The organism is Vreelandella aquamarina, from assembly GCF_020075495.1.
GTDB classification, from domain to species: domain Bacteria; phylum Pseudomonadota; class Gammaproteobacteria; order Pseudomonadales; family Halomonadaceae; genus Vreelandella; species Vreelandella aquamarina_A.
In genome coordinates this window covers 410,297-436,805 of sequence record NZ_JABYQT010000003.1, presented here as the reverse complement: position 1 = coordinate 436,805, position 26,509 = coordinate 410,297, and the positions used below count along the sequence as shown (strand labels likewise).

General features: G+C 59.5%; 22 protein-coding genes. 8 read left to right on the top strand and 14 right to left on the bottom strand.

Translation table 11 applies throughout. The features are described 5' to 3' along the window. Positions 1-150 precede the first annotated feature (150 nt). From HW452_RS07435 to HW452_RS07425, 3 genes are all read left to right on the top strand, one after another. The gene (locus HW452_RS07435) at positions 151-708 is read left to right on the top strand and encodes a chromate transporter (protein ID WP_224105460.1); all 558 of its coding nucleotides are present in this window, start codon (positions 151-153) and stop codon (positions 706-708) included. Then, positions 705-1,235 (top strand): chromate transporter, encoded by a 531-nt coding sequence (locus HW452_RS07430; protein WP_224105459.1) that lies wholly within the window; start codon positions 705-707, stop codon positions 1,233-1,235. Before HW452_RS07435 ends, HW452_RS07430 begins: the two co-directional genes overlap by 4 nt. Positions 1,236-1,355: 120 nt before the next feature. Next, the gene (locus HW452_RS07425) at positions 1,356-3,203 is read left to right on the top strand and encodes an ABC transporter ATP-binding protein (RefSeq protein ID WP_224105496.1); all 1,848 of its coding nucleotides are present in this window, start codon (positions 1,356-1,358) and stop codon (positions 3,201-3,203) included. A 50-nt stretch (positions 3,204-3,253) separates the two neighbouring features. Here HW452_RS07425 and arfA read toward each other — a convergent pair whose 3' ends face one another. Together arfA and dkgB are read right to left on the bottom strand one after the other, a co-directional pair. Beyond that, positions 3,254-3,403: an alternative ribosome rescue factor ArfA gene (arfA, locus tag HW452_RS07420; protein WP_224105458.1), complete on the bottom strand. Its 150-nt coding sequence runs from the start codon at positions 3,401-3,403 to the stop codon at positions 3,254-3,256. Positions 3,404-3,507: 104 nt separating this feature from the next. Continuing rightward, positions 3,508-4,326 (bottom strand): 2,5-didehydrogluconate reductase DkgB, encoded by an 819-nt coding sequence (gene dkgB, locus HW452_RS07415; protein WP_425348095.1) that lies wholly within the window; start codon positions 4,324-4,326, stop codon positions 3,508-3,510. Between the two features lie 167 nt (positions 4,327-4,493). Between dkgB and HW452_RS07410 the strand changes: the two genes are divergently transcribed. Continuing rightward, on the top strand, positions 4,494-5,744 hold the full coding sequence (locus HW452_RS07410) for an MFS transporter (RefSeq protein ID WP_224105456.1): 1,251 nt from the start codon (positions 4,494-4,496) through the stop codon (positions 5,742-5,744). On the opposite strand, the gene cobA is transcribed toward HW452_RS07410, so the two are convergent. Then, positions 5,709-6,620 carry a uroporphyrinogen-III C-methyltransferase gene (cobA, locus tag HW452_RS07405; RefSeq protein ID WP_224105455.1) on the bottom strand — a complete coding sequence of 304 codons (912 nt, stop codon included), beginning with the start codon at positions 6,618-6,620 and terminating at the stop codon, positions 5,709-5,711. The two genes, HW452_RS07410 and cobA, sit on opposite strands and share 36 nt — an antisense overlap. Next, positions 6,580-9,315, bottom strand: coding sequence for a nitrate reductase (locus HW452_RS07400; RefSeq protein WP_224105454.1), 2,736 nt, complete (start codon positions 9,313-9,315; stop codon positions 6,580-6,582). Before HW452_RS07400 ends, cobA begins: the two co-directional genes overlap by 41 nt. Positions 9,316-10,075: 760 nt before the next feature. Between HW452_RS07400 and HW452_RS07395 the strand changes: the two genes are divergently transcribed. Genes HW452_RS07395 through nirD form a run of 3 tightly spaced genes read left to right on the top strand, consistent with a single transcriptional unit; the run spans position 10,076 to position 14,285 of the window. Then, a complete protein-coding gene (locus tag HW452_RS07395; protein ID WP_224105453.1) occupies positions 10,076-11,362 on the top strand; it encodes an NAD(P)/FAD-dependent oxidoreductase in 1,287 nt (428 codons plus the stop codon). A 2-nt stretch (positions 11,363-11,364) separates the two neighbouring features. Further along, entirely contained in the window at positions 11,365-13,875 is a 2,511-nt protein-coding gene (gene nirB, locus HW452_RS07390; protein WP_224105452.1) for a nitrite reductase large subunit NirB, read from the top strand. A 23-nt stretch (positions 13,876-13,898) separates the two neighbouring features. Continuing rightward, positions 13,899-14,285, top strand: a complete 387-nt coding sequence (gene nirD / locus HW452_RS07385; protein WP_224105451.1) for a nitrite reductase small subunit NirD — start codon at positions 13,899-13,901, stop codon at positions 14,283-14,285. A gap of 19 nt (positions 14,286-14,304) precedes the next feature. Here nirD and HW452_RS07380 read toward each other — a convergent pair whose 3' ends face one another. From HW452_RS07380 to HW452_RS07370, 3 genes are all read right to left on the bottom strand, one after another. Then, on the bottom strand, positions 14,305-15,036 hold the full coding sequence (locus tag HW452_RS07380) for an ABC transporter substrate-binding protein (RefSeq protein ID WP_224105450.1): 732 nt from the start codon (positions 15,034-15,036) through the stop codon (positions 14,305-14,307). A gap of 92 nt (positions 15,037-15,128) precedes the next feature. After that, complete coding sequence (locus HW452_RS07375) at positions 15,129-15,965, bottom strand: alpha/beta fold hydrolase (protein ID WP_224105449.1); 837 nt, start codon at positions 15,963-15,965, stop codon at positions 15,129-15,131. A gap of 110 nt (positions 15,966-16,075) precedes the next feature. Continuing rightward, complete coding sequence (locus HW452_RS07370; protein ID WP_224105448.1) at positions 16,076-16,636, bottom strand: GNAT family N-acetyltransferase; 561 nt, start codon at positions 16,634-16,636, stop codon at positions 16,076-16,078. 96 nt (positions 16,637-16,732) lie between these two features. On the opposite strand from HW452_RS07370, the gene HW452_RS07365 reads away from it, so the two are divergent. After that, entirely contained in the window at positions 16,733-17,677 is a 945-nt protein-coding gene (locus HW452_RS07365) for a cation diffusion facilitator family transporter (protein WP_224105447.1), read from the top strand. A 100-nt stretch (positions 17,678-17,777) separates the two neighbouring features. Here HW452_RS07365 and HW452_RS07360 read toward each other — a convergent pair whose 3' ends face one another. The 7 genes from HW452_RS07360 to HW452_RS07330 all read right to left on the bottom strand — a co-directional run bounded on the left by HW452_RS07360 (position 17,778) and on the right by HW452_RS07330 (position 26,508). Next, positions 17,778-19,025, bottom strand: coding sequence for a PQQ-dependent sugar dehydrogenase (locus HW452_RS07360; protein WP_224105446.1), 1,248 nt, complete (start codon positions 19,023-19,025; stop codon positions 17,778-17,780). Positions 19,026-19,534: 509 nt separating this feature from the next. After that, positions 19,535-20,284, bottom strand: a complete 750-nt coding sequence (locus tag HW452_RS07355) for a FadR/GntR family transcriptional regulator (protein ID WP_224105445.1) — start codon at positions 20,282-20,284, stop codon at positions 19,535-19,537. Positions 20,285-20,532: 248 nt separating this feature from the next. After that, positions 20,533-21,540, bottom strand: a complete 1,008-nt coding sequence (gene yiaK, locus HW452_RS07350; RefSeq protein WP_224105444.1) for a 3-dehydro-L-gulonate 2-dehydrogenase — start codon at positions 21,538-21,540, stop codon at positions 20,533-20,535. A 138-nt stretch (positions 21,541-21,678) separates the two neighbouring features. Next, positions 21,679-23,256: an aldehyde dehydrogenase (NADP(+)) gene (locus tag HW452_RS07345; protein ID WP_224105443.1), complete on the bottom strand. Its 1,578-nt coding sequence runs from the start codon at positions 23,254-23,256 to the stop codon at positions 21,679-21,681. 163 nt (positions 23,257-23,419) lie between these two features. Beyond that, entirely contained in the window at positions 23,420-24,934 is a 1,515-nt protein-coding gene (locus HW452_RS07340) for a tripartite tricarboxylate transporter permease (RefSeq protein WP_224105442.1), read from the bottom strand. Between the two features lie 35 nt (positions 24,935-24,969). Continuing rightward, a complete protein-coding gene (locus tag HW452_RS07335; RefSeq protein WP_224105441.1) occupies positions 24,970-25,476 on the bottom strand; it encodes a tripartite tricarboxylate transporter TctB family protein in 507 nt (168 codons plus the stop codon). A gap of 93 nt (positions 25,477-25,569) precedes the next feature. Continuing rightward, positions 25,570-26,508, bottom strand: a complete 939-nt coding sequence (locus tag HW452_RS07330) for a tripartite tricarboxylate transporter substrate binding protein (RefSeq protein ID WP_224105440.1) — start codon at positions 26,506-26,508, stop codon at positions 25,570-25,572. Position 26,509: the final 1 nt, after the last annotated feature.

The window sequence follows — 26,509 nt, the reverse complement described above, 5'->3', positions numbered from 1 at the left end:
CCTTGCGCGCCTGTAGATTATTCAGTGTTGACGCCGGCTAGCGGCCTCACCTATATTCTACGCCAAGTAAATAATCGATTTTTTACTAAATAAACGATAAAAGAGAAAAAATATGTTTTCCCTTCCGCTTAGCATGGGTGTATCGCACCAATGAAACAGACTTCCCTGTTCTGGGCTTTCTTTCGTGTCGGCATCTTTGGATTTGGAGGCGGCCCTTCGATGATACCGCTGGTACATGCCGAAGTCGTCGCTCGCTACAAGTGGCTCAACGACGAAGAGTTTGCCGATATCCTGGCCATCGGCAACACCCTGCCCGGTCCGATTGCCACCAAGATGCCCGGTTACATCGGCTATCGCGTGGGCGGCCCTCTGGGCTGTGTCGTTGCCGTCACGGCGGTCGCACTTCCCATGGTAGTAGCCATGATCATCATGCTGGGCATTTTCAGCCGCTACCGGGATGTTGCGTGGATTCGCGGCATGGGGCAAGCCGTGGTGCCGGTGGTAATGATCATGATGGGACAACTGGCATGGGATTTCTTCGATAAATCACAAAAGGCACTGGGCTGGCTGGTCAGTAGCCTCATGGCCGTTGTGTCAGGCGCACTGATTTACTGGCTGGGCGTTCATCCGGGCATCATCATCGGCGCGATTCTGATTGCCGCGTTCATCCCCTTCTCCAAACTCAAGAAAGCGGAGCGCTCGGCATGATCTACTGGGAGCTTTTTCTGGCGTTTTTCATTCCCAATATCGTGGGTTACGGTGGCGGCCCGGCCATCATCCCGTTGATCGAGGCAGAAGTCGTCGGCCGTTACGGCTGGATGACCTCGCAGGGCTTTGCCGAAACCCTGGCGCTCGGCAATGCCTTGCCAAGCCCCATTGCCACCAAGATGGCCGGCTACGTGGGCTATGAAGTGGCGGGCATTGGCGGTGCCTTCGTAGCAATCGCTGCAACCGTGGTGCCATCGCTTTTGCTGATGATTGCCGCTCTCGGGCTCTTGTATCGTCACCGCGAATCCCCTCAGGTCAAGCGCATGAGCCAGTGGGTGCGCCCGGTGATCGCCATGATGATGGCCTGGCTGACGCTTGGCTTTCTGCTCGAAGGCGTCAACGGTGCCGGCTGGCTGCACACGGTGATCATTGGTGTGATCGCCGCCATTGCGCTGGTGCGTTTCAATATTCACCCGGCCTTTGTGGTCATGGCAGCGCTTGTGTACGGCGCCTTTGTCATTGCCTGACCTGCGTTGCTGATGCCCTGCTGACTGCCGACAACTTCACATCGGCAGTCAGGCTGGCTATCCACGCCTTTCCATCGCATCATGGCACTCCCCTTTTTCTGGATGCCGCTTAGCCACGCCATGCAACCTCCCTCCCCCCACTCAAGCTCCTCACCGCTTAGCGGCTTTTTCAGCGTTTTTCGCTACAGTCAGCGTGCCCTTGGCCTGGTGTGGGAAACCTCGCGCTGGATGATGTTTGGCCTCGCCTTGTGCACGCTGGTGGCAGGTGTACTGCCCGCGGTGGCGGCCTGGGTGGGCCAGTTGATCGTGGATGGTGTGGTCAGCGCCATGGCGGCGCACCAGGCGGCAGAGGCCCCCAATCTGCTGGCCTCCATCACCCCGGTACTGAAGCTGGTGGGGGCCGAGGCATTGATCATTGGACTCATTGCCCTGGCCCAGCGCGGCCTTTCCGCCCAGCAGGCGCTGCTGCGCGCGCTGCTGGGACAGAAGGTCAACGTCATGATTCTGGAAAAGGCCGGCACGCTGTCGCTTGGCCAGTTCGAAGACTCCGAGCTTTATGATCAGCTCACTCGCGCCCGCCGGGAAGCCTCCACCCGGCCGCTGGCGCTGGTCAATAAAACCTTCGGCCTGCTGCAGAACGCCATTTCGCTCGGCAGCTTCAGCGTGCTGCTGATCCAGTTCTCGCCCTGGGCGCTGCTGATACTGATCATTGGCGCTTTGCCGGTGTTTATCTCGGAAGCCAAGTTTTCCGGCGATGCCTTTCGCCTGTTTCGCCGCCGCTCGCCGGAAACCCGCATGCAGGGCTATCTGGAAACCGTGCTGGCGCGTGAAGACAGCATCAAGGAGGTCAAGCTGTTCGGCCTTGAAGGGCTTTTTCTCCAGCGTTACCGGGATATCTTCACCCGCCTGTTTGCCGAAGACCGCCGTCTGACTCTTCATCGTGAAAGCTGGGGATTCGTGCTTGGCCTGCTCGGCACGCTGACGTTTTACGCCGCCTACGCCTGGGTCGTGATCGAAACCATCGCCGGTGCGCTGACCCTTGGCCAGATGACCATGTACCTGATGGTGTTCAAGCAGGGCCAGTCGGCGCTTTCGGCAAGTTTGACCGCGATCAGCGGTATGTACGAAGACAATCTCTACCTCTCCAACCTCTACGAATACCTCGAGCAACCCACCGAGCCCGAAGGCGGTAGCCTGACCCAGGGGACATACCCAGGCGACGGGCTGCGCTTCGAGAACGTAAGCTTCGCCTACCCGGGTGGCAAGCAGGTACTTCAGAATATTTCCCTGCACCTGGCGCCGGGTCAGAGCCTTGCGCTGGTCGGGGAAAACGGCTCGGGCAAGACCACCCTGATCAAGCTTCTGACGCGACTTTATCAGCCTACCCACGGACGCATCCTGCTGGATGGTACTGACCTGCGCGACTGGGAAACCGGCGCGCTGCGCAGGCGCATCGGGGTCATCTTTCAGGACTTCGTGCGCTATCAGCTGCAGGTGGGCGAAAATCTGGGGGTGGGCGATACCCATGCGTTCAATGATGAGACACGCTGGCAGCAGGCGGCCCACTACGGCATGGCGGATAGCTTTATCGAAAGGATGCCCAAGGGCTACCACACTCAGCTTGGCCGCTGGTTCAAGGATGGTCAGGAGCTTTCCGGCGGCCAGTGGCAGAAGATCGCGCTCTCCCGCGCGTATATGCGCGAAGGAGCCGATATCCTGGTGCTGGATGAACCCACCGCCGCCATGGACGCCGCCGCGGAAGCCGACGTGTTTACCCGCTTTCGCGCACACAGCCGTGACAAGATGACGATTCTGATCTCCCACCGTTTCTCGACGGTGCGCAGCGCCGATATGATTCTAGTGATTGACCAGGGGCGCGTGCTGGAGCGCGGCACGCACGAAGCGCTTCTTGCGCTTGACGGCCGCTACGCGGCGCTTTTTCGACTTCAGGCGCACGGCTACCGCTAGAACAGCAAGTGAGCCATACGAGCTTGCAGAGGCATTGCCAAAGCGCCATATCAGGCGGCTTGGCGATACCCCCGCAGGGCCTTTTTCCCTTTGCGGGAGTAGCTGCCTTTTCCCTTCTTGGGCGTTTGCTGCTGCATCTTGAACATGGGGGTGCGCAGCTGCGCCTTGAGCGCGTTATCACGAACCTTGTGCGATTTCATGGTGACTCCTTCAGGGCGTTTTTCACGAAAGAAACGGCGCCTGCAAAGGCAGGCGCCGATTACGACCCGTAAACCCCGGCGGGGTTCCTGAGCGTTAAACAATATTACTCATCCCAGGCCGGGGCGAAATCCGGGTTGGCGATGCGCTCGCCGCGCTCGAGCCTGGCGATGTCCGCCATTTCGGCGTCGCTCAACGTGATCTCGAAGGCCTTGATGTTGCTTTCGATATTGCGCGCCTTGGTGGATGACGGAATGGTGATCATGTCGCGCTGCTTGATCCAGGCCAGGGCGACCTGCGCGGGCGTGACCTCATGGGCCTTGGCGATATCCTGGAGCACCGCGTCGTCCATCACCTTGCCGACGGCCAGCGGCATGAAGGCAGTGACCGCAATGCCCAGCTTTTCACAATGTTCGGCGAGTTTGCGGTTTTGCAGGAAGGGGTGCACCTCGATCTGGTTGGTGAGAATTTCCCCCTTGCCCAGAATCTCCACCGCCTGGTCGAGCTGGGCAATGGTGAAGTTGGAGACACCGATGTGGCGCGTCTTGCCCAGTTTCTTCAGTTCCTTGAGCGCCACCAGGTAATCCTTCATCGGCACTTCGTCATTCGGCGACGGCCAGTGGATGAGCAGAAGATCCACGTACTCGGTGCCAAGCTTTTCGAGGCTCTCGTCAACGCTCTCTTGCAGGCGCGTGGGCTCGAGGTTATCGAACCATACCTTGGTGGTCAGAAAGATCTCGCTTCGCGGCACGTCGCTGTCGCGGATGGCTTCACCGACGCTTTTCTCGTTGCCGTAGAACTGGGCGGTATCGATATGGCGATAGCCCGCCGCCAGCGCCGCATGAACGCTCTGCTTCAAGGTGGCGCCTTCAAGACGATAGGTACCAAAGCCGGGGTTGGGAATCGTGTTGTGCATCGTCAGCATCCTTTCCAATGAATAGCGTGTTAATCAACATGGGGTATGATGAAGCCTTCTTCAACCGCGGGCTTGAAACGCAATCGCCGGTTTTCGCCAGTTTGCGCTTTTAACCGTGTGTGACGCTATCAACGATAGTATCGTTACCATTTGCCTGCTAACAAAGACTCCTCGCCATGTCTCAAGTTGCACCGACGTCTGACGCGCCGCTAGTCCCCATTCATCGCCAGCCGGGGTTTTTGAGCTTTCTGCTCTCGCGCCTGGCGGCGGTCTTTGCCATGCAGATCCAGGCCATCGTGGTCGCCTGGCAGGTGTATGCCATCACCCGTGACCCGATGTCGCTGGCCTATGTAGGCCTTGCCCAGTTTCTGCCCATGGTGGTGCTGCTGTTGCCGGCAGGTGATGTCGTCGACCGCTTTCCACGCAAGCGCATTCTTCAACTGAGCTGGGCGGTTCAGGCGCTCTGCAGTGCACTGCTGTTGATGCTGGCCCAGGCCAATCACGGCCGTGTGACGGAGTTTTACGCGGTGCTGGCGCTGTTCGGCTGCGCCCGCGCGTTTACCGGCCCGACCCTGCAAAGCCTGCTGCCCAACATCGTGCCTCGCGCCCAGCTCGCCCAGGCCATTGCGCTTAACAGCTCGATCATGAAAGTGGCGGTCATCAGCGGACCGCTGCTGGGTGGCGTCCTTTACGCCCTGGGTGGCGGACGCCTCGCTTACAGCGTGTGCCTGGGCTGTTTTGTCATTGCGCTTGCCCTGCTGGTACTGGTGCCGGTGCGCTACGTCGAGAAGGCCAAGGCGCTTGAAAGCACGGCCTGGAAGCGTTTCTCTGCCGGCATTCGCTATATCCGCTACCAGCCGATCATCCTGGGAGCGATTTCGCTGGATCTTTTCGCGGTGCTGCTGGGCGGGGTGGTAGCACTGCTGCCTATTTACGCGCAGGAAGTGCTGCACGTGGGCCCGGAAGGGCTGGGCGCCTTGCGCAGCGCCATTGCGGTGGGGGCGCTTCTGATGGGGCTTTACCTGGGGGTTCGGGGTATCAAGCGCCGCGCCGGGCACGTGATGTTTGCCGCGGTGGCCGTGTTCGGGGTGGCGAACCTGGTGTTCGCCTTCTCGACGCTGTTCTGGGTATCGATGATCGCCATGCTGGTGGCGGGCGCGGCGGACATGATCAGCGTCTATGTGCGTACCACCGTGATCCAGCTGGCAACGCCGGATGAAATGCGCGGCCGGGTCAACGCGGTCAATATGCTGTTCATCGGCTCGAGCAACGAGCTGGGCGAGTTTCGCGCGGGCAGCATGGCCGCCGGAGTTGGCGTAGTGCCCGCCGCGGTGATTGGCGGCGTGGGCACGCTGGCGGTAGTCGGCCTGTGGATGCGCCTGTTTCCCTCGCTACGTCAGGTCGACCGCTTCGATGATGCTCGCTAGGCCGCTGGCATTGGCAGGACTCTGAGCCACCAGATTGACCACGCTGCCTACCAGAATGACGCAGGGCGAAGGCAGCGGGTGCTCGGCAAGGCGCTTGGGCATATCGGCAAGCGTGCCCACCAGTGCCTGCTGTTCGGGCAGGCTGGCCTTGGCTACCAGCATGATCGGCCAGTCATCGGGAAGCCCGGCCCCGCGCAGGCCTTCGCAGATGGCATCCACCTTGGAAAGCCCCATGTAGAACACCAGCGTTTCATCGCGCCGCGCCAGGGTCTGCCACTCCGGCGCCCCGCCTTCACGGCAGAGCTGGGCGGTAATGAAGCGCAGCTGCTGGGAGTGGCCCCGATCGGTCAGCGGAATGCCGAGGCTCGCCGCGGCAGCGGAGGCCGCCGTGATGCCGGGCACGATCTGGGCGGGCACGCCAGCCTCGGCCAGGGCGGCAAGCTCCTCGCCCATGCGTGCAAAAATTCCCGGATCACCGCCTTTCAAGCGCACCACCGACTTGCCGGCGGCGGCCAACTTGACCATCAGCGCACCGATATCCGCCTGAGGCATGCTGTGGTGCCCGCTGGCCTTGCCCACGTAGTAGCGCTCGGCAGAAAGCGGGATCAGCCCCAGCACGTCGTCGCCCACCAGGCGGTCGTACACCACGGCGTCGGCCTGCATCAACAGCCGTGCGGCCTTGAGCGTCAGAAGCTCCATGTCACCGCTGCCGGCGCCTACCAGGTAGACCTGACCGTGACGGCACTCGCCCTTGAGCTGCAGCGAAGGCGCGCTGGATGAGTGGCGCGGCGCACGCTGAAACGGCACGCAGCGCTGCACGAGGCGCATCACCACCTCAGGCCACTTCTGTGTAAGACGCTTGCTTGGCACGCGCATGGGAGCGCTCCTCTTCAATCAGGGATTTCAGTTCAGGCAGGCAACTGCCGCATTGGGTTCCGCAGGCAAGCCGTGCCCCCAGCGCCTCCACGCTGTCATCGCCCGCGCGAATGGCGTTCATGATGACGCTCTGGCCTACCTGATGGCAGCTGCATATTACCGGGCCAGTGTCGGCACCACCGTCATCGCTGCCTGCCAGCAGCCGTCTTCGGTGCGTATCGCTCAGCCGGGTATCATTGAACCGCGCCTGAAGCCAGGCAAGCCCCGGCAACTCACTCGGCGGGCCGACCATCAGCCACCAGCACAGCTTGCCCTGCGCCACCGCGGCGGCGCGCAGGCGGCCATTACCACCATCTTCACACCACAGCGTGGCCTGTTCCGGCAACCACGACGCCATCTGCGCCAGCCAGTCATCTATCGGCTGACGACCGGCAAGCTGCCAGCGCTGGCAACCCTGCATGGGCACCCGCGCCCAGTACTCGTACCGACACCAGGGAGGCGCGCCCACCGGGCTATTATCCCCCACCGGCTGAGCAATCAACAGCGTTGCCTCCCAGGCCGCTGCCAGCGGCGCCAGCGCCACCGCACCGTGCTTGGCTTCCGGCTGGCCCGACACCGGGTCGGTAATCGCGGCAAGCATCGCCCCACTGCGCCCTGCGTTACTGAAGACGTCCGTCCAGTGCATGGGGATGAACACCTCGCCCCGGCGCTGGGCGTTGGAAATGCGCGCCCGGCCCCGGTACTCGCCGCTCGGGGCGGACAATACTGCCAGCTGCTGCGCCTCAATACCATAGCGCTCGGCATCATCCGGGTGGAGTTCGATGAACGGTTCAACGCGGTGATTCATCAACCGTGGTGCCCGCGCCGTGCGGGTCATGGTGTGCCACTGGTCGCGGATACGCCCGGTATTGAGGCGCAGCGGAAAGGCCGCGCTCAGCGCCTGCTCCGGGAGGCGCGGCGTGACGGCAATGAATCGGGCGCGCCCGTTGGGCGTGGCGAAGCGACCCTCTTCAAACAGCCGCGCCGTTCCGTGAGGTGCTGAATACGTCACCGGCCACTGAATTGGCGCCAGCGCGTCGTAACCTGCCCGTCCGAGCCCCGCAAGCCCCGAGATATCGAACAGCCGCTTGCCCTCTCCTTCATTTTCGTAGCCCGAGAGCCTGGCGTGCTCGTCGAAGATGTCGTGGGGGTGGGTGTAGGCGAATGCCTCCCCAAAGCCCAAGCGTTTGGCGGCTTCGCAGATGATCCACCAGTCGTGGCGTGCCTGCCCCGGGGCGGGCAGCAGGCCGCGCTGGCGTGAAATACGCCGTTCGGAGTTGGTCACCGTGCCATCCTTTTCCGACCACCCGGTGGCGGGCAGAATGATATCGGCGTAGGCCAGCAGGTCAGTATGAGCGGCACATTCGGAAACGATCACCAGCGGGCATTTTTCAAGCGCACGCCGCACGCGGGCGGCGTCCGGCAGGCTCACCGCCGGATTGGTGGCCATTATCCACAGCGCCTTGATCTCGCCACGCTCGATGGCCTCAAACAGCTCGATGGCCTTGTAGCCGGGCGCCTCGGGCAGCCGGGGAGTCAAGGTGTCCATCGCCCAGAAGCGCGTGACCCGTGCCAGCGCGCCGGGTGAGTGGTAATCCATATGCGCGGCCAGCTGGTTGGCAAGCCCCCCTACCTCGCGCCCGCCCATGGCATTGGGCTGGCCGGTGATCGAGAAAGGCCCCGCCCCCGGCAGACCGATCTTGCCACCTGCCAGGTGGCAGTTGATGATCGCGTTGCACTTGTCCGTGCCGCTGGACGACTGGTTGACCCCTTGGGAGTAGAGGGTGACCACGTGCAGCTGGCTTGCGAACCAGTAGTAGAAGGTTTCCAGACGCTCGGGGTCGATATCGCAGATGGCCGCCACGCGGTCGAGGTCAGTGTCGCGGGCGGTGGCCAGCGCGTCGTCGAACCCTTGCGTATGGCGCGCCAGATAGACGTTATCCAACTTGTGGTTTGCCGCCATCCAGGCAAGCAGGCCGTTGAACAGCAGCGCGTCGCTACCCGGCGCGATACCCAGGTACAGGTCGGCAATCTCGCAGCTGTCGGTCACACGTGGGTCGATCACCACCACGCGCATCAGCGGATTGCGCGCCTTGGCGACCTTCAGACGCTGATACAGCACCGGGTGGTTCCAGGCCAGGTTGGAACCGACCAGCACCACCAGCTCCGCCTCTTCCAGATCCTCATAGTTGCAGGGCACCGCATCGGCGCCCAGCGAGCGCTTGTAGGCCGCCACGGCAGATGCCATGCAGAGCCGCGAGTTGGTATCCAGGTGCGGCGTGCCCAGAAAGCCCTTAAACAGCTTGTTGGCCACGTAGTAATCTTCGGTGAGCAGCTGCCCCGAGAGGTAGGCGGCCACGGATTCAGCGCCGTAAGCCGTACGGGTTGCCTGCAGCCGCTCGGCAAGCGTGTCGAGTGCTGCCTCCCAACTGGTTGCCTTCCCATCTACCCAGGGCGTGGTGAGCCGGTCATGGTGGCCCAGGGTTTCGTGCAGCGCGGAGCCCTTGACGCAGAGCCGCCCGAAATTGGCCGGGTGGTCGCGGTCACCCTCGATACCGAGCGTGCCATCCTCGTTAAGCGTGGCGTTCACACCGCAGCCTACCCCGCAGTAGGGGCAGGTCGTGGCGGTACACGTCGAGCCTGTGGCCTGGGGCATACTGATTTCCTCCCGCTTAAAACGCAAAAGGCGTCCAAGCGAGCCTCATAAGAAGCCAGCCTGGACGCCGTTGTCTCAGGGACACCTGCACCGGTGCCAAATTTCGCACAAGCGGGGTCGGAGCACATTTGTTGATGGCATGTTGTCCCGGGGCATTAGCGTTGTTGTTTGCCCGTCAGACGCAATGATCACGTGTTGTTGTGCCGCTGAACCTGTCTGTGCCTTGTTGCTTGTTACATGACTAACTGCAAAGGCTGCGCCAACACTCGAAAATTGAAAATAAAGTTCAATATAAACATGGCATTAATCTTAAATAACTTTACGCCTACTTCCTCTTCAAGCCCCTCACCCTGGTGGTACTGGCTACTCACGGTGCACCCTTGCCCCCTAGCGCACCATTAGCGTGCGTCAGGCGCGTGGCGTCTTGCAATGCGAGCACTTGACCGCTCTGAATATTTACAACAAGCCTTTGATATGAATTGATAATTCAAGCAACCGCCGAACCTTGGCCAATAAATTGCCCCCTATAAAGTAGATAGGCAGGAGAGTAGATAACTTCAGCGTAGCGGGCAGCCAACGGTGGCTGTTCTGCGTTACCCCCCACAGGCGGGGTTGAGCTCAGCTGCCGGGCAATGGAGCCCCTGCAGGAATATTCAGGCGATACAGTCGCCCGGCTATCCCTGCAGGGGCTTTTTTGTCTGGCATTCCCGACGGCATAGCGGCTTGCATGGCCGCCGCGCAAAGAAGAAAGGAGCGACCCATGGAAACGACTTCCCGGTGCTCATCCCAAGACCACCTGGTAATCATAGGCAACGGCATGGCCAGCCATCGTCTGCTTGAGCAGGTGGTGAAAGCGCCCAACCGTCCTGTCCGTATCAGCGTGATGGGCGCAGAAACGTCGCCGGCCTACAACCGCATTCTACTGTCGCCGCTGCTGGCAGGCGAGATACAGCCTGAGGCGCTTTCACTGCGCGAGGCGGCCTGGTACGCCGAGCACGGCATCACGCTGTATCTGGACGAACGAGTCACTCATATCGACCGGGTTCGTCAGTGTGTAGTGACCTCTCGACGCACGCTCGCTTTTGATCAGTTGGTGATCGCCACCGGCTCCCGCCCTGCCCTGCCCGATGTGCCAGGCATGGCTCTAGAAGGCGTGCACGGGTTTCGCACCCTGGAAGATGCCGACACGCTTGCCGATATTGCCACTCGAGGTGGGCAGTGTGTGGTGATAGGCGGCGGCCTGCTGGGCCTGGAAGCCGCCGAAGGGCTTCGAAAGCGCGGCGCTGATGTCTGCGTCATTCAGCGCGGCAGGCAGTTGATGAACCGCCAGCTCGACGGCACCGCTGCCCGGATGCTGGAAGCTGCGCTGACCAGACGCGGTTTGACGATTCATACCCAGGCGCAGCTCAGCCACCTTGAAGACGACGGGCACGGCCATGTAGGCGCGGTGGTCCTCGAGGATGGGCGGCGCCTGTCCGCCCAAAGCGTGGTCGTGGCCGCGGGCATTACACCCAATGCGGAACTCGGCATTGAAGCCGGCCTTGAAACCCGCCGCGCCATTCTGGTGGATAACACCCTTGCCACCTCCGACCCGCGAATCCATGCCATCGGCGAGTGCTGCCAGTTCGAGCAGCACACCTACGGGCTGGTAGAGCCTATCTGGCGCCAGGTGGAAGTACTTGTCGATGTCCTGTGCGGTAAAGGCCGTGCCCGTTACCGCGAGGCGCCCACCGCCACCAAACTCAAGATAAGCGGTATTGCCCTTTACGCGTTTGGCCCCACCGAAGCCAGCGCCGAGCACGAGGTGCTTAGCTACCGCGACCCGGAAAGCGGCGACTACCGGCGCCTGCTGCTGCGCAACGACCGGCTGGAAGGCGCCGTGCTGTACGGCGATACCCGCATGGGGCCGTGGTACTTCGCCCAGGCGCTGGCAAACACCGATCTCGAGGCCTGCCGTCAGGCACTGCTGTTTGGTGAAGCCGATGCCGATGCCCTGCTCCATCCTGATACCCCGCCATCCCCCTCAACGACGCTGGAGGCAGCTTAGCCATGTCCACTTCTTCTAAACGCCACGTGGTGATTGTCGGTAACGGCATGGTCGGCCACCACCTGGTCGAACAGTTGATCGAAAGCGGCGCGCTGGCGCAGATGGATGTCACCGTGTTCGGCGAAGAGCGCCACCGCGCCTACGACCGCGTGCACCTTTCCGAGTACTTCAGCGGCCGTGATGCCGAAGCACTCGCCCTGTGTGACGCCGACTACTACGCAAACCACGGGGTAACCTTCAACAGCCGCGAAGCGGTGACATCCATCGACCGCGCGGCCAAGACCCTGACCACCGAGCGGGGTGACTACCCCTACGACCAACTGGTGCTGGCTACCGGCTCCTACCCGTTCGTGCCGCCCATCCCTGGCAACGACCGCGACGGCTGCCTGGTGTACCGCACCCTGGACGACCTGGATGCCATTCGCGAGGCGGCGCAACGTGCCGCAACCGGCGTGGTGGTGGGCGGCGGCCTGCTGGGTCTGGAGGCAGCCAATGCGCTGCGCGGCCTGAATCTGGAAACCGCCGTGGTCGAATTTGCCTCACGCCTGATGCCCATGCAGGTGGATGCCGAGGGCGGCGAGCTGTTGCGCGAGAAAATCGAGGCCCTCGGCGTGCAGGTACTGACCGAGCGGGCTACGGCGCGCATCGAGGATGGCGACGCCAGCCGCCACCGCATGGTGTTTCAGGATGGCAAGGTGCTGGAAGCCGACCTGATCGTGTTCTCGGCGGGCATTCGTCCCCGCGATCAGCTGGCCCGGTCCTGCGGCCTGGACGTCGGCGAACGCGGCGGTGTGGTGATCAACGACCAGTGCCAGACCAGCGACCCGGACATCCTCGCCATTGGCGAAGTTGCGCTCTGGAGTGAGAGCATTTTTGGCCTGGTGGCACCGGGCTACCAGATGGCCAAGACCGCGCTTTCGACGCTCACCGGCGGCGACGCTGCCTTTGCCGGCGCCGACATGAGCACCAAGCTCAAGCTTCTAGGTGTGGATGTAGGCTCGATCGGCGATGCCCACGGCAATCAAAATCCCGGTGCGCGGATGTTTCGCTATCTGGACCCGCTGACCCAGGTCTACCGCAAGATGGTGGTTACAAGCGACGGCAAAAAGCTCCTGGGCGCCATGCTGGTGGGTGATAATAGCGCCTACGATACCCTGCTTCAGTACTACGCCAATGGTATCGAATTACCCAAGGAGCCCGCTTCGCTGATTCTGCCGCAAAGCGGCGCGGCCCCCACACTTGGCCCGGACGCGCTACCGGCCACCGCCATGATCTGCTCGTGCCACAACGTTACCAAGGCCAGTATCTGCAGCGCCATTGAGACAGGCGCCAGCAACTTGGGCGCGGTAAAAAGCGATACCCGCGCCAGCACCGGCTGCGGCGGCTGCGCTTCGCTTTTGAAAAGCGTGGTGGACCATGAGCTGACCGCCCGCGGTGTCGAGGTGGACACATCCCTTTGCGAGCACTTTGCCTATACCCGCCAGGCCCTTTACGACATCGTGCGTGTAGAGGGTATCAAGACCTTCAGCGAACTGATCGAAAAGCACGGCGCGCCGGGGGCTCACCACCTGGGCTGTGATATCTGCAAGCCTGCCGTGGGCTCCATTCTTGCCTCCTGTTTCAACGAGCCGATTACCGACGCCGCCCATATTCCGCTGCAGGATACCAACGACACCTTCATGGCCAATATGCAGAAAAACGGCACTTATTCGGTGGTACCGCGCATTGCCGGGGGCGAAATCACGCCGGAAAAACTCGTGGTGCTTGGGCAGGTAGCGCAGAAGTACGACCTGTACACCAAGATCACCGGCGGCCAGCGGATCGACCTGTTCGGTGCCCGGCTCGAGGATCTGCCGGATATCTGGGGCGAGCTGATCGACGCCGGTTTCGAAACCGGCCACGCCTACGGCAAGTCGCTGCGCACGGTGAAGTCCTGCGTGGGCAGCACCTGGTGCCGCTACGGCGTGCAGGACAGCGTGGGCATGGCGATCAAGCTCGAGAATCGCTACAAGGGCCTGCGCGCACCGCACAAGATCAAGTTCGGCGTTTCCGGCTGCACCCGCGAATGCGCCGAAGCGCAGAGCAAGGATATCGGTATCATCGCCACCGAGAATGGCTGGAATCTCTACGTGTGCGGCAACGGCGGCATGCGCCCGCGCCACGCCGAGCTCTTCGCCACGGATCTTGACGACGAAGCCCTCTACCGCACCATCGACCGCTTCCTGATGTTCTACGTGCGCACCGCCGACCGTTTGCAGCGCACGTCCGTCTGGCGGGAAAACCTCGACGGCGGGCTGGAGTATCTGAAAGAGGTGATTCTCGATGACAGCCTGGGCATGGGCGAGGAACTGGAGCGCCAGATGCAAACCGTGGTGGATAACTATCAGTGCGAGTGGGCAGGCGCCATCAGCGACCCGGACAAGCTCAAGCGTTTTAGAAGCTACGTCAACAATGCTCGTCCGGACCCGGCCATCATCATGACCTCCGAGCGCGGCCAGCGTCGGCCGGCCTGACCACACCCACCTGAGGACACCTCATGACCGCTACCGCAATGAAACACTCCTCTTTCACACACGAAGGCCAGCAGGCCAGCCAGAAACTGTGCCGCAAGGCCGACCTGGTCGCATTTTCCGGCGTTGCCGCCTGGCTGGAAACGCCCAAGGGCCCGAGGCAGATCGCGCTGTTTTACCTGCCGGGCTACCCGCGCGAGCTGTATGCCATCGACCACCACGACCCGTTCTCCAATGCCAACGTGATTGCCCACGGCATAGTGGGCGATATAAAGGGCGCCGCCGTGGTGGCCTCTCCGCTCTACAAACAGCACTTTCGCCTGGAGGACGGCCAGTGCGTGGAAGACGACAGCGTCACGCTATGTACCTGGAGAGCTGAATTCAAGGGCGACGCCGTGTGGATCGTGGGGTAGGTGGTTTGCCCCGTTGCCATCAGGCGGCGGGGGCAACCGATGCGCCCTGAATGGCGTGTTTCTCCAGCAGGCGTGCCACTTCGCCCTCGGCCTTCATCTCTTCAATGAATGCCGAGAGAAACGCCGCTGCTTCCGGTGGCCGGTTCTTCGGCACGCCCATGGCCTGCTGAATGGTCATGAAGTGACCGGGTAGCAGCCTCATACCGCCAAACGTCTCGATGCCCGCCTCCAGCTGCTGCTTGACGCCGGCGGCGATATCCAACTGATGTTCCCTGAAGAACTCCACCACCTCTGGCGACGTGGGTGCGCGCACCAGCTCGGCGTGTTGTATGGTGCGGCTCAGGTAGAGATCATAAGCGCTGCCCTTGCCCACCACGATGCGCTGCCCCGGGCGGTCGACCTCTTCTTGATCGGTAATTGGCGACTCCTCGCGCACCAGATAGTAGCCTTCGATCAGCACATAGGGCGCCGTAAACTCGATGCTCTCGCCCCGCTTAGGGTCGAGCGCAAAAAATCCCATGTCGGCCTTTTCACCGCTCACGACGTCGACGGCCTCGCCGGCGGACGCGTATACCTGCAGTTCGAGTTCGACTTCCAGTCGCTGCGCAATCCGTTTTGCCAAGTCGACCGACACCCCATATGGCTGCTGCTCGGCGTCGAGCCCTGCCAGGATCGGATTGCCGACATTGATGGTAGCGCGCAGCACGCCGGTGGGGGCCATTATCTTTCTCATCATTGATGCTTCGCTCATCTATCTGCTCCCTGAAACGCGCGGTAACGCCTTGTGTGCGGGCTTAAAAAAACGCCGCCCAAGGGCGGCGCGACTGCAAGGGTATCGGTCAATCAGTCTTTGAGAAAATCGATCAGCGCCTGGTTGAACTCCTCGGCGTGAGTGGCGTTGATCGCATGAGGGCCGCCCTCGATCACATGCGTCTGAGCCTTGGGCAAAAATTCGGCGGCGCGCTTGCCGCTGACGTCGAACGGCACGATCTTGTCACCATCGCCATGAAGAATCAGGGTCGGCACGTCGATCTTGGGCAGGTCTTCGCGGAAATCGGTATAGCTGAAAGCCTTGACGCACTCGTAGGTGGCCAGGGGCGAAGCGAAAGCGGCAATATCGCGATGGTAACGCCGGTTTGGCTCGCTGATCAGGTCGCTACGCGACTCGGTCGAGAAGAAATCCTTGGTAAAGTCTTCCAGAAAGGCAATACGGTCGCCGCTGACGCCGGCCAGAAAACCCTGGATGGTGTCGTCATCCAGCCCCCCGTCCGGGTTATCGTCTGCCTTGTAGAGATAAGGCGGAACGGCGGCAGCAAATACGCCCTTGGTAACCCGGCTAGAGCCGTAACTTGCAAGGTAGCGTGCCACTTCACCGCCGCCCATGGAGAAGCCCACCAGCGTCGCATCGTGAAGATCGAGCGTATCGATCAGCTTTTTCAAATCGGCGGCCAGCGTGTCGTAGTCGTAGCCGCCATCTGCCTGGGTGGACCAGCCAAACCCGCGGCGATCATAGGTAATGACCTTGTAGCCCGCTTTTACCAGGGCAGGTACCTGCTTTTCCCAGGAACGGCCGCTCAACGGCCAGCCGTGAACCAGCACCACGGGCTTGCCTGCTCCATAGACCTCGTAATAAAGCTCTACCGGCGTACCCTGCTCCGTGCCGACGCTCAGCATAGGCATCGTTAAACCCTCCTGTTGGCTTAATGATTATCAATGACCTGCCTTGAGGTTAGTACAGTACAGCGGCAGGTACCAAACTCACCTGGCCGCTTGACTGGCCTGGGCGTGCATCATGCGCACTCCACTTCCTGTCTCAATACGCAGCGGTACACCAGACAGTCCAGACGCCTATCGGCGACCCGAGCATGGTCTGGAAGCTTGTCCACCGCATCAAACCCCGCCTTTTCGAGCACTCTTCTGGATGCCTGGTTCTCCACGGATACGACCGCCGTCAGGGTCTCCAGGCCATACATGCAGCGAGCTTCTTTCATTAGATGCTTGAGCGCTTTCTGGGCGATCCCCTGCCCACAGGCACACGCGGCCAACCGATAGCCGATACTGGCATTTTCACCATCGATATCGCGCAGATTGGCCCGGCCGATCAATACGCCCTTGTGCCGAATCAGCAACGGGCTCATACGCCCCTGGGCGTTCAGGGCCAGGCAGTCGATGATGTGTTGGGACACACCATGAGAAGAGTAGAACTGCTCCTTGCGCGCCTCGATATGCTGCTCGAACCATGCCCGCTCTGCCGTCTCGAATGCCAGCAGCTCGAAGGCATCTTCCGGTGTCAGCAGGCTAAAGGTTAAATCCCTGCCGTGGCGGTTACGTTCATCTCTGCGTGAATACATCGCCGTTCGTCCTTGTTGGCGCCACTATCATTAGTGAATGGGTCGTCAATATTGCTATGCTTTTGCGCTCGACCAATGGCGGCGGAGCCACCTTTCATGAAAACAGAAACACGTACGCTGGCCTTTTCCGCCCTCATGGCGCTCATGATCGGCAGTGCGGGTATTATCGCGACGCTCGCTTCCCACTCCCAGGCCATCTTGCTGGATGGTTTATTCAATCTTATATACTTTAGTGTAGCGTTGGTGACTATCAAGGTCAGCAAGCTGGCGAGCCGCCCGGATAGCGAATCCTACCCGTTTGGTTACAGCTATTTCGAGTCGCTGGTCAATCTATGTAAAGGACTCTTGATTCTGGGGGTCTCGCTCTTTGCTCTGGTGGACGCCATCGTTGCCCTGCTTACCGGCGGTCGCGAGATTGCCGCTGGCGTAGCGGTGATCTATGCGCTGTTTGCAACACTTGCCTGCTCGCTCACCGCCTGGGTGATGCATCGCAGCCAGCGCTATGTGCAAAGCCCCCTGGTAGCCGCCGACAGGCTCAACTGGATGGTCAACAGCCTTATTTCCGCCGCCGTGCTTGTCGCCTTCTGCCTGGTCATGCTCTTTGAGAAGCTGAACTTCGTTTCGCTGGTACCCTATATCGACTCGATGCTGGTGGTCGCGGTGGTCCTGCTGTGCCTGGGTGTTCCCGTGCGCATGGCCTCTCAGGCGCTGAAAGAGCTGCTCAACAAGACGCCCGAAGAAGCCATCGCGGTGCCCGTCCGCGAAGCCATCAAGCAGGCGCTGGCCGACACGCATACCCTTGAAGTGCGGGTACGCATGGTGCGCCCTGGCCGGCTTCTGTATGTCATGGTGCACGCGGTAATGCCCGAGGGCAGCGCCTGCGATTCGCTCAAGCGCCAGGACGCGCTGCGCGCACGTATCGATGATGAAGTGCGCCGCTGCCACTCGCCGGTGGTGTGCGATGTAGTGTTTACCGCCAGTACCCACTGGGCAGCGCCTTCCTGCGGGCTCTTGATCGATCAGCACACAAGTACTGCCTAGCAGCTGCTCTCACTGGCACGCCGCCCATACACGTATCGGGTTTAAAAGCAGAAGGACGCCCACGGGCGCCCTTCTTGCTACAACGCATGCCCCGACGCATTCAGGCATCATCTGGCTCCAGCCGATAGACACCGCCATCCTCTTCATCCGTGACTAGATAGAGAAAGCCATCGGGGCCTTGTCGCACATCGCGAATGCGCCCGATGGTATCTGTCAGCAGCATTTCTTCGTGGGTGACGCTGTCACCGTCAAGTACCAGGCGGTGCAGTTGCTCACGCTTGAGGGACCCCACGAACAGGTTGTTCTGCCATTGAGCCACGCCGTTGCCGGTATAAAACGCCATGCCCGAAGGAGCAATGCTCTCTTCCCAGACATGGACAGGCGGCGTTATACCGGGCGCCTCGGTACCCAGGCCGATATGGGCATCGGTAGTGTATTCCGTGCCAAAGGCAATCATGGGCCAGCCGTGGTTATTCCCCGCCTCTACATGATAAAGCAGGTCGCCGCCGTTGGGGCCATGGTCCACCGCCCACAGCTCTCCGGTTTCAGGGTGAAGCGTCAGCCCCTGGTTGTTGCGATGGCCGTAGGAGAAAATTTCCGGGCGCAGATTGCCCGGCGCAATACCGATAAACGGATTGTCAGGGTGGGCGCCGCCCTCTTGCTGAAGCCGAATCATCTTGCCACCCGGGTTGGTCAGATCCTGAGGCAGGTTTTGTACGTTTCTATCGCCAATGGGGAAGATGATCTCGCCATTGCCGGGAAATACGATACGCGACCCGTAGTGCGCGCCTGGATGGGTGCGCGGGACCTGCGTATACAGCGTTTCGACATCGCTCAAGGCGCCGTTTTCGACATCGATGCGCGCCCGCCCCACGGCAAGGCCCGTGCCGTAATCCGGCTCGTAGGTGCTGAATGCACGCGGGTCGCCCGGGCTTGAAAAGGTGAAATAGATCCAGCCATTGTCTTCGTAGTCAGGGTGAACGGCGACATCAAGCAGCCCGCCCTGCCCGCCTCCCTCCACCGGCGTTTCATCGTTGGCCGAGCTGGCGATATTGGGCAGATTGCCAAGCTCCATCACCTCCTGGTCATCGATCAGGTGCAGGCGCCCCGGGCGCTCGGTCACCAGCATTCGGCCATCGGGGAGCCAGGCCACGGCCCAGGGATGTTCAAGACCGGATACCACCCGTACGACCTTCAGTCTGGCCTCTTCGCTTTCGTAGCCATCTTCGATGACATCGCTGCCTGCCTGTACATCGGCATACGTGGCACCGGATACGCCCAGTAGCATGGCGGCCCATGCGCCACGGACAAGAGGTTTTGGAAAAAGATTGGCTTGTATCTTCTGCACAGCTGCACTCCTCGCTTGGCAATCACGTTGACGCTGGCTTACCGCCTCCTTAATCCAGATTAGAAGGATTAGAGGAAACGGCAACAGAATGCAGAACTTTATTGCGCAATTTATTTATAATAGCGTGTTTATTAGCTATTTAACGAATATATTAGGTTGATTATAAACTTAAGCTTCTTTTCATTAGTATATTATTGTGAGGAGCTTGAGTGGCTTGGTATACCGATTGTGCTGACAGGATGCCTTTACTTTAAACCTTGGGTTAGTGTCTTGTGATTGCCAACAGGAGTATATAAAAGCCCGATTATGAGCCCATGTATACGTTTTTCAGGTTAACACAAGCATCATTACCTCTTCGTTTATTGTGACGTCATTTACTTATTGGTTTAAAACGAAGATAAATCAGTTAATTGCTCACCTGGCTGAAAGCTATCAGGCATTGGTCCTGCCGCGCCATCCTTGACCTTACGGCAGAGTGAACATTAAAAAGACACCAAAAATTACATATGCTATGTCTGATTGCGGTATTGGGCGTAGGTATCCCTTGCCCGGCTAAGATGCTGGTGCATCTTTTGTCGGGCGGCATTTGCGTCTCTTGCCAGGATGGCTACAAGGATGTCAGCATGCTCTTCCTGCACCCGCTTCAAGTAACGTTGAGACGAAAGTGGATTGATATCATTACTCATCAGCTTAGCGCGAGGAATTACGTTATGGCTCCACTGCTCGTAGAATGATTTGAAAAAAGGGTTCTTGGTCGCTTGTGCAATGGCGAAATGAAAAGAATAGTCTTCCTCCCTTGCTTGGGCGTTTGCTGTATAAACCTTTATGAATTTCTGATGCTGAAGTTCCAGATTCTCTTTATCCTGTGCATCATATCGCAAAGCAGCAAGCTCCGCTGCTGCTGGCTCCAATGTTAGGCGTAACTCCAGAAGATAGAGAATGTCCTCGACAGTTGTGGGATTAACTCGTTCCGCCGGACGTGCTTCCACTTTAGAGGCGCGTAAAATTGTCGTTCCCACTCCACGACGTGTCTCTACCAAACCCAATGATTTGAGGTGCGTAATCGCTTCACGTATGACCGTACGGCTGACGCCAAAAGATTCGCAAAGACTGTTCTCGGTCGGGAGCTTATCACCTACGGCCACATTACCTTGAGTAATCAAGGTTTCAAGTTGATCAGCCACATGTACAGACAAGCTACCTGGTTGAGAAACCCTGTTTATCTTAAAAGGTATTTCCAGAGGCGTTTGAGTAGTCATTCCAAAACCCTTAATGAATATTAAACATGAAATTCTTATCGATAAAATTGATTGCAATATCGACAAGTAAAGATTGCAAGCCCACTAGCGATTCATAAAAAAAACAATATTTATATATTCCTTGCATTCCCAAGCGTCATAAAATCAAAGTCAATCAAAGGATTCGCAGACAGCCCTGAGACGTAAAACCTTTTTAAGGTCTTGATGCAAACAATTTAATCAAACCAATTACATTTACACTGGTAGAACTATTTAGCAAGTTCAAGAATTGCCTGCCATTGATCGTCGTCAATATTTATGGGCTGAGGACTTCGACGATCGTGAAACGTCGACTCTCCAGGCCAACGAACCGTCCGATGCCGATCAGCGGGTTTGGCTTCTTTAAGATGAGATTGGATTCCCTCGACAATAGCATCGCAGGCTGCTTGACCACCGAGCTGCCTTGGATCAAATACCATGAAGATTTGACAGCTACCGCCACCGCTCCCTTGTTGCACCTTATCAATCTCATGACTTGCGCGGCCCTGAGCCAGTAGTGCTGCCAGCGCATCCAGTAGTATGGCTAACCCTGAACCTTTCCAATAGCCGGCTGGCAACAGACGGCGAGTAGCCGCGATAGCGGCTGGATCACGACTGAGTTCTCCATGCTCATCGAACCCGCCATCAACCGGCAGCTTTTCCCCCTTCAACAGGGTGGTCTGAAGCTTCCCGTAAGAAAACTGAGACATCGCCATATCGAGCACTAGCGGACCCTCGCTATGAGGAACGCCCATTACCAGAGGATTGTTTCCGATAGATTGAGAGCTAGCCCCCCAAGCCGGCATGCACGATTCGGTATTAGTCCACATTATAGTAGCAAATCCTTGCTCTACGGCATGCCAGCCATAGCTTCCCCCGCGCATCCAGTGAGTGGTATTGCGCAAAGCCACCAACCCCATTCCATGCTCTCTCGCCAACTCAATGGCACGCTCCGTGGCATGAAGTGCATTAATGATGCCAATTCCCATATTGCCATCCAGAACCTCAATAGCTCCTAACGACTGAACAGGGGTGGGTAAAGCTTCAATATCGATGAAGCCTCGTTTCACGAAATCGATAAACCTCGGGGCTCTTCCTATACCATGAGAATGAACACCATCGCGCGTACTGTCAGCATGAATACGCGCGCAGGTTCCGGCGCGCTCCTCGCTCAAGCCGGCCTTTAAAAACGCTTTTTCGATGGTCCTACATAATGTTGCATGATTGACTTTAACCATAGCATCACCCCAAATATCATACATATTATTTTAAATTTAGTTTTTAGACATGCACGCTGCTATCCGTCTTTCGTCGCTAGCACTAAAAAGCCACCCGTAGGTGGCTTCTGTAGCAGTCATGCCGTTTTCGCAAACCGCTTACTGCTCGCGCTTGCCATCGACCAGACGACGCAGCTTCAGCGGATTATCGTTCTTGATCGCCTTTGGAAGCAGCGCCTCGGGCAGGTCCTGGTAACATACCGGACGCAAGAAACGATAAATCGCTGCGGTACCTACGGACGTCGTGCGCGAATCGGAAGTGGCCGGGAACGGGCCGCCGTGAACCATGGCATCGCAGACCTCAACGCCTGTCGGCCAGCCGTTGATCAGAATACGGCCTGCCTTGCGCTCGAGCGTCGGCAGCAGGTTACGCGCCGCTTCCAGATCGGCATCGTCCATCTGCAGAGTGGCCGTCAACTGCCCTTCGAGGTGCTCGGCGACCTGCTTGAGTTCTTTCTCGTCGGCGCACTCGATCACCAGCGACGTGGAACCAAACACTTCGTCCTGCAACGCTTCGTTATTCACGAAGTCCTGCGCACTGGTCGTGAACAGACCGGTCTGGCACTGGTTCGGCGTTTCGCCTACTTGCCCACGCGCCACTTCTTTTGCCTTGCCGCTCTCCTGAAGATTCTTGACGCCGCTTTCATAGGCCTCAAAAATTCCCGGTGTCAGCATGGTTTGAGCCGGGCTCTGCTTGACGGCGTCGGCGGCCGCCTCGATGAAGGCATCCAGACCTGCGCCCTTGATGGCAATCACGAGTCCCGGGTTGGTACAGAACTGGCCTGCGCCCATGTTGAGCGAGCCAACGAAGGCCTTGCCCATCTCGGCACCGCGCGTCTTGAGCGCTTCGGGTAGCGGGAAAACCGGGTTGATCGAGCTCATTTCGGCGTAGAACGGGATCGGTTCCGGGCGAGACTGGGCGGCATTCCAGAGCGCCATACCGCCGCTGCGCGACCCGGTGAAACCCGCTGCCTTGATGCGCGCATCCTTGACCAGCGCCGTACCGACTTCGCGACCCGAACCGAACATCAGTGAGAACACGCCTTCCGGCAGGCCACATTTTTTAACCGCGGCCTGAATCGCGCGGCCGACCAGCTCGCCGGTACCCGGGTGAGCGGCGTGCGCCTTGACGATGACCGGACAGCCCGCGGCGAGCGCAGACGCCGTGTCGCCACCGGCAACGGAGAAGGCCAGAGGAAAGTTGCTGGCACCGAAGACCACGACCGGGCCCAGCGCGATGTGGCGCTGACGCAGATCGGCGCGCGGCATCGGCTGACGATCCGGCATGGCCGGGTCGATGCGCACATCCAGCCACTCGCCGGCGCGAACGGTCTTGGCGAACATGCGAAGCTGGCCGCAGGTACGCCCACGCTCGCCCTGAATACGCGCCTGGGGCAGGCCTGATTCGGCGACGGCACGTTCGATCAGCGCATCGCCCAGCGCTTCGATTTCATCGGCGATGGTTTCGAGAAACGCCGCGCGATCTTCAAGTGACGTTTCGCGATACGTATCGAAAGCGTCCCACGCAAGCTGGCATGCCTGATCCACCTCGGCCTGTGTTCCGCCAGCATAAGCGGGTTCCAGACGCTCGTTGGTAGCAGGGTTGATAGCCTGAACAGCGTCACGAGAGCCCTTGACGGCTTTCTGTCCAATGAGCATTTCACCTGTAAGATTCATCTTGCCTCCTGCGATGCGAGTGGTTTATCTGGCTACCTGACCTCAAGCAGGCAGCCCCTGCGAGCTTTCGCTCCCCCTTGCGCCTTGAGGACACAAGTCGAACTCGATACCAATGGCATGTCACCAGAAAGGTTAACACACCACCGGGGGGGCTTTACGAGACCTAAGCGCTGCCCTCATCGGCGGGCGTGCGCTGCTGGTTGGAGCGGTAGTTCTGCCAAAGAGTCAATGCAAGTAGCCCAAAGGCTACCACCAGAAAGGCTACGCTGATCGGTCGGGTGAAAAAGGGTGTCCAGTCGCCCTGAAACGATTGCAGACCCCGGCGCAGGTTCGCCTCGGCGATCGGCCCCAGAATCAGACCCAGAATGACGGGGGCGGTGCCAAAGTTGTAACGGTTGAGAAAATATCCCAACACACCAAAGCCCAGCATCAGGTAGAGGTTGAAGACATCCCCATCGACCCCGTAAACGCCGATGAAGCAGAACACCAGAATGGCCGCTAGAAGCTGCTTTCTCGGCACCATCAATACACGGATGAACAACTTGATACCCAGGCACATGATCAAGAGCATGAAGATGTTCGCCATCAGGTAGGCGAGAAAAATGCCGTAGACCGTGCCGCTTTGATCGGCGAAGAGCAAAGGCCCGGGCGTGATACCCTGAATCATCAAGCCGCCCAGCAGTACGGCCGTTGCCGCCTCGCCGGGAATCCCCAGGGCAAGCGTGGGAATCAGCGCGCCGCCTAGTAATGCGTTATTGGCACTCTCTACGGACACGATACCCGAGGCGTGGCCTTTACCGAACTTTTCGGGTGTTCGGGAGAAGCGCCGCGTTTGATCATAAGCGACCAGCGAGGCAATACTGCCCCCGGCGCCGGGAATGGGCCCCACGACCGACCCCGACACCACCCCGATCACGACGGCCTTCCAGTGCCTGAGAGTCTCGATAAAGCGCGGGCGAGCAATATCGATACGATGGGTGCTCTCCTGCATGCGCTCGCTCGGGTCGTACTCGAAGGTATCCTTGAGCACTTGCGCCACCGCAAACAACCCAATGAGCGCCGGCAACAGATTGACGCCGGTCAAAAGCGACAACTCATTGAACGTAAAGCGGTCGACCCCCGTGATCGGATCGGTACCGATCGTCGAGATAAAAAAACCGATGATACCCGCGATGAGCCCCTTGATGAGCGACTTGCCGGCCACCGAGGCAATGATGACCAGACCGAAAATACTCAGGGAGAAATATTCGGCCGGGCCGAAGCGCAGGGCAAATTCGGCAATCGGCGGTGCGAGCAGGCTAAGGATCACCATACTAGCGACGCCACCGAAGAAAGAAGCAACGATGGCAAGGCCGAGCGCGCGTCCCGCCTCGCCTTTCTGCGCCATGGGAAAACCATCGAAGGTGGTGGCCACCGACGAAGGCGTGCCGGGAATGTTCAACAGAATGGCGGGGATCGAGCCACTGGCACCTGCGCCACACAGCGCGCCCAGCAGCATACCGATACCCGCCACGGGGGGCATACCGAAAGTCACGGGCAAGAGCAGCGCAATCGCCATTGCCGAGGTCAACCCCGGCAGCGACCCCATGACAATACCTAACAGCGTGCCGCCGGCAATCGCCAACAGGGTACTTAGCTGTAGCACCATTCCCAAGCCGTCGAGATAACCGGAAATCATGTAAGCCTCCTGAATATCAAATCAAGGATGTCCGGTCACGTCGGGAGCGGAATTTGAAAGAGATCGGTGAACACGTAAAAAATGGCGCCCGCCAGCACTACCGAGAAAACAAGCGCAAACAGGAGAGACAACCCTTTCTGGGCGGCCGATAGAGTCGACCACGCCCCACTAATGAGCGCCAGCCCCATCACACAGAAAAAGGTAAAGAGCGCCGTGCTGGCGATATACCCCAAGCGCTCGAACGCGTAGATATAAGCGACGAGCAGGACAATGGCGAAGCACCACTGAGCGATACCGCGCACCGGATTGACGGCGGCCGCTTTACTGCCCTCGCTACCGGCACGCCGCCACTCCTGCAAATCCTTGATCAGGCATGGAATGGCCAGTATGAAAACGAGCCCCGAGAGCAGTTTTGGAAAAAAGGCGGCGGAAAGATCGCCGGGTATTTCGATGTTGGGTAATGCAGAAGCCGCTACGAACGCGCTTGCTGAAGCAATCAACAGGAAAAGATTGAATAAAGGCTTTCCAATATCACGTTCCATACCAGTACCTAGTAACGTTTGTAGCTAAATGGAAGCACCGAGAATGACGGCCCTGCCAGGCACGCCGCGCCTGACAGGGCCGTCGTACCACCCTTATTTGGCCAGATCACCCGCCGCTTCACGCATGACCGCGGCCGACTCGTCGATGAAGGCATCGAGCTCTTCACCATAAAGCGGTGCCAGCTCCGTTCCCAGATTGTTCGCCGTTTGCTCGTAGGAGCCGTCTTCGACGATTTGCTGGATCGCGGCGACCCACGCCTCTTTTACTTCCTCGGGCAGGCCTTTCGGACCCACGATGCCGCGCCAAACGGTCAGCGTCAGATCAAAACCGGACTCCTGGAACGTCGGCACATCCGGCAGGTTTTCGCTACGCTCGGCGTAAGTCGTGGCAAGCGCGTTCAACCGGCCCGAATCGAGCGCCGAGCGAAGTTCGGCGCCCCCCAGAACGACCGCTTCGACGTGACCACCCATGGCAGCGGAAATCGCCTCGGACCCGCCCGGGTAGGGAATCAGGTTGAAGGTCGCCCCGGTACGGTTGGCAATGGCGTTGGCCGTGATGTAAGCCGAAGAGCCGACACCGGAAGACCCCACACGAATGGAGTTGGACGACGCCGCTTCGATCAGGCTTTCGATATCCTGATAGGGGCTGTCGCTACTCACGGCGACCAGATAGGGCTCCTCGACGATTTTAGCAATGAAATCGAAGTCGTCGTGGGTGAACGCGACGTTACCCATCGCCTCGAGGGTCAGCATCGCGTTGCTGGCCGCCAGCAGCGTGTAGCCATCGGCTGGCGAGGCAACGGCGCGCGACATACCGACCGCGCCACCGCCGCCGGCGATGTTACGAATGACCAGCGTACCATCCAGCTGCTCTTCGACCAGCGGCTGAAGCGCGCGCACGAACGTATCGTTACCCCCACCGGCCGAGAACGGAACGATCATGCTGATATTCTTGGTCGGGTAATCGGCAGCTGCCTGGCCTGCGACGACCATGCCAATGGCAAGCGTCAAACCACCTAGTAGCTTTTTCATT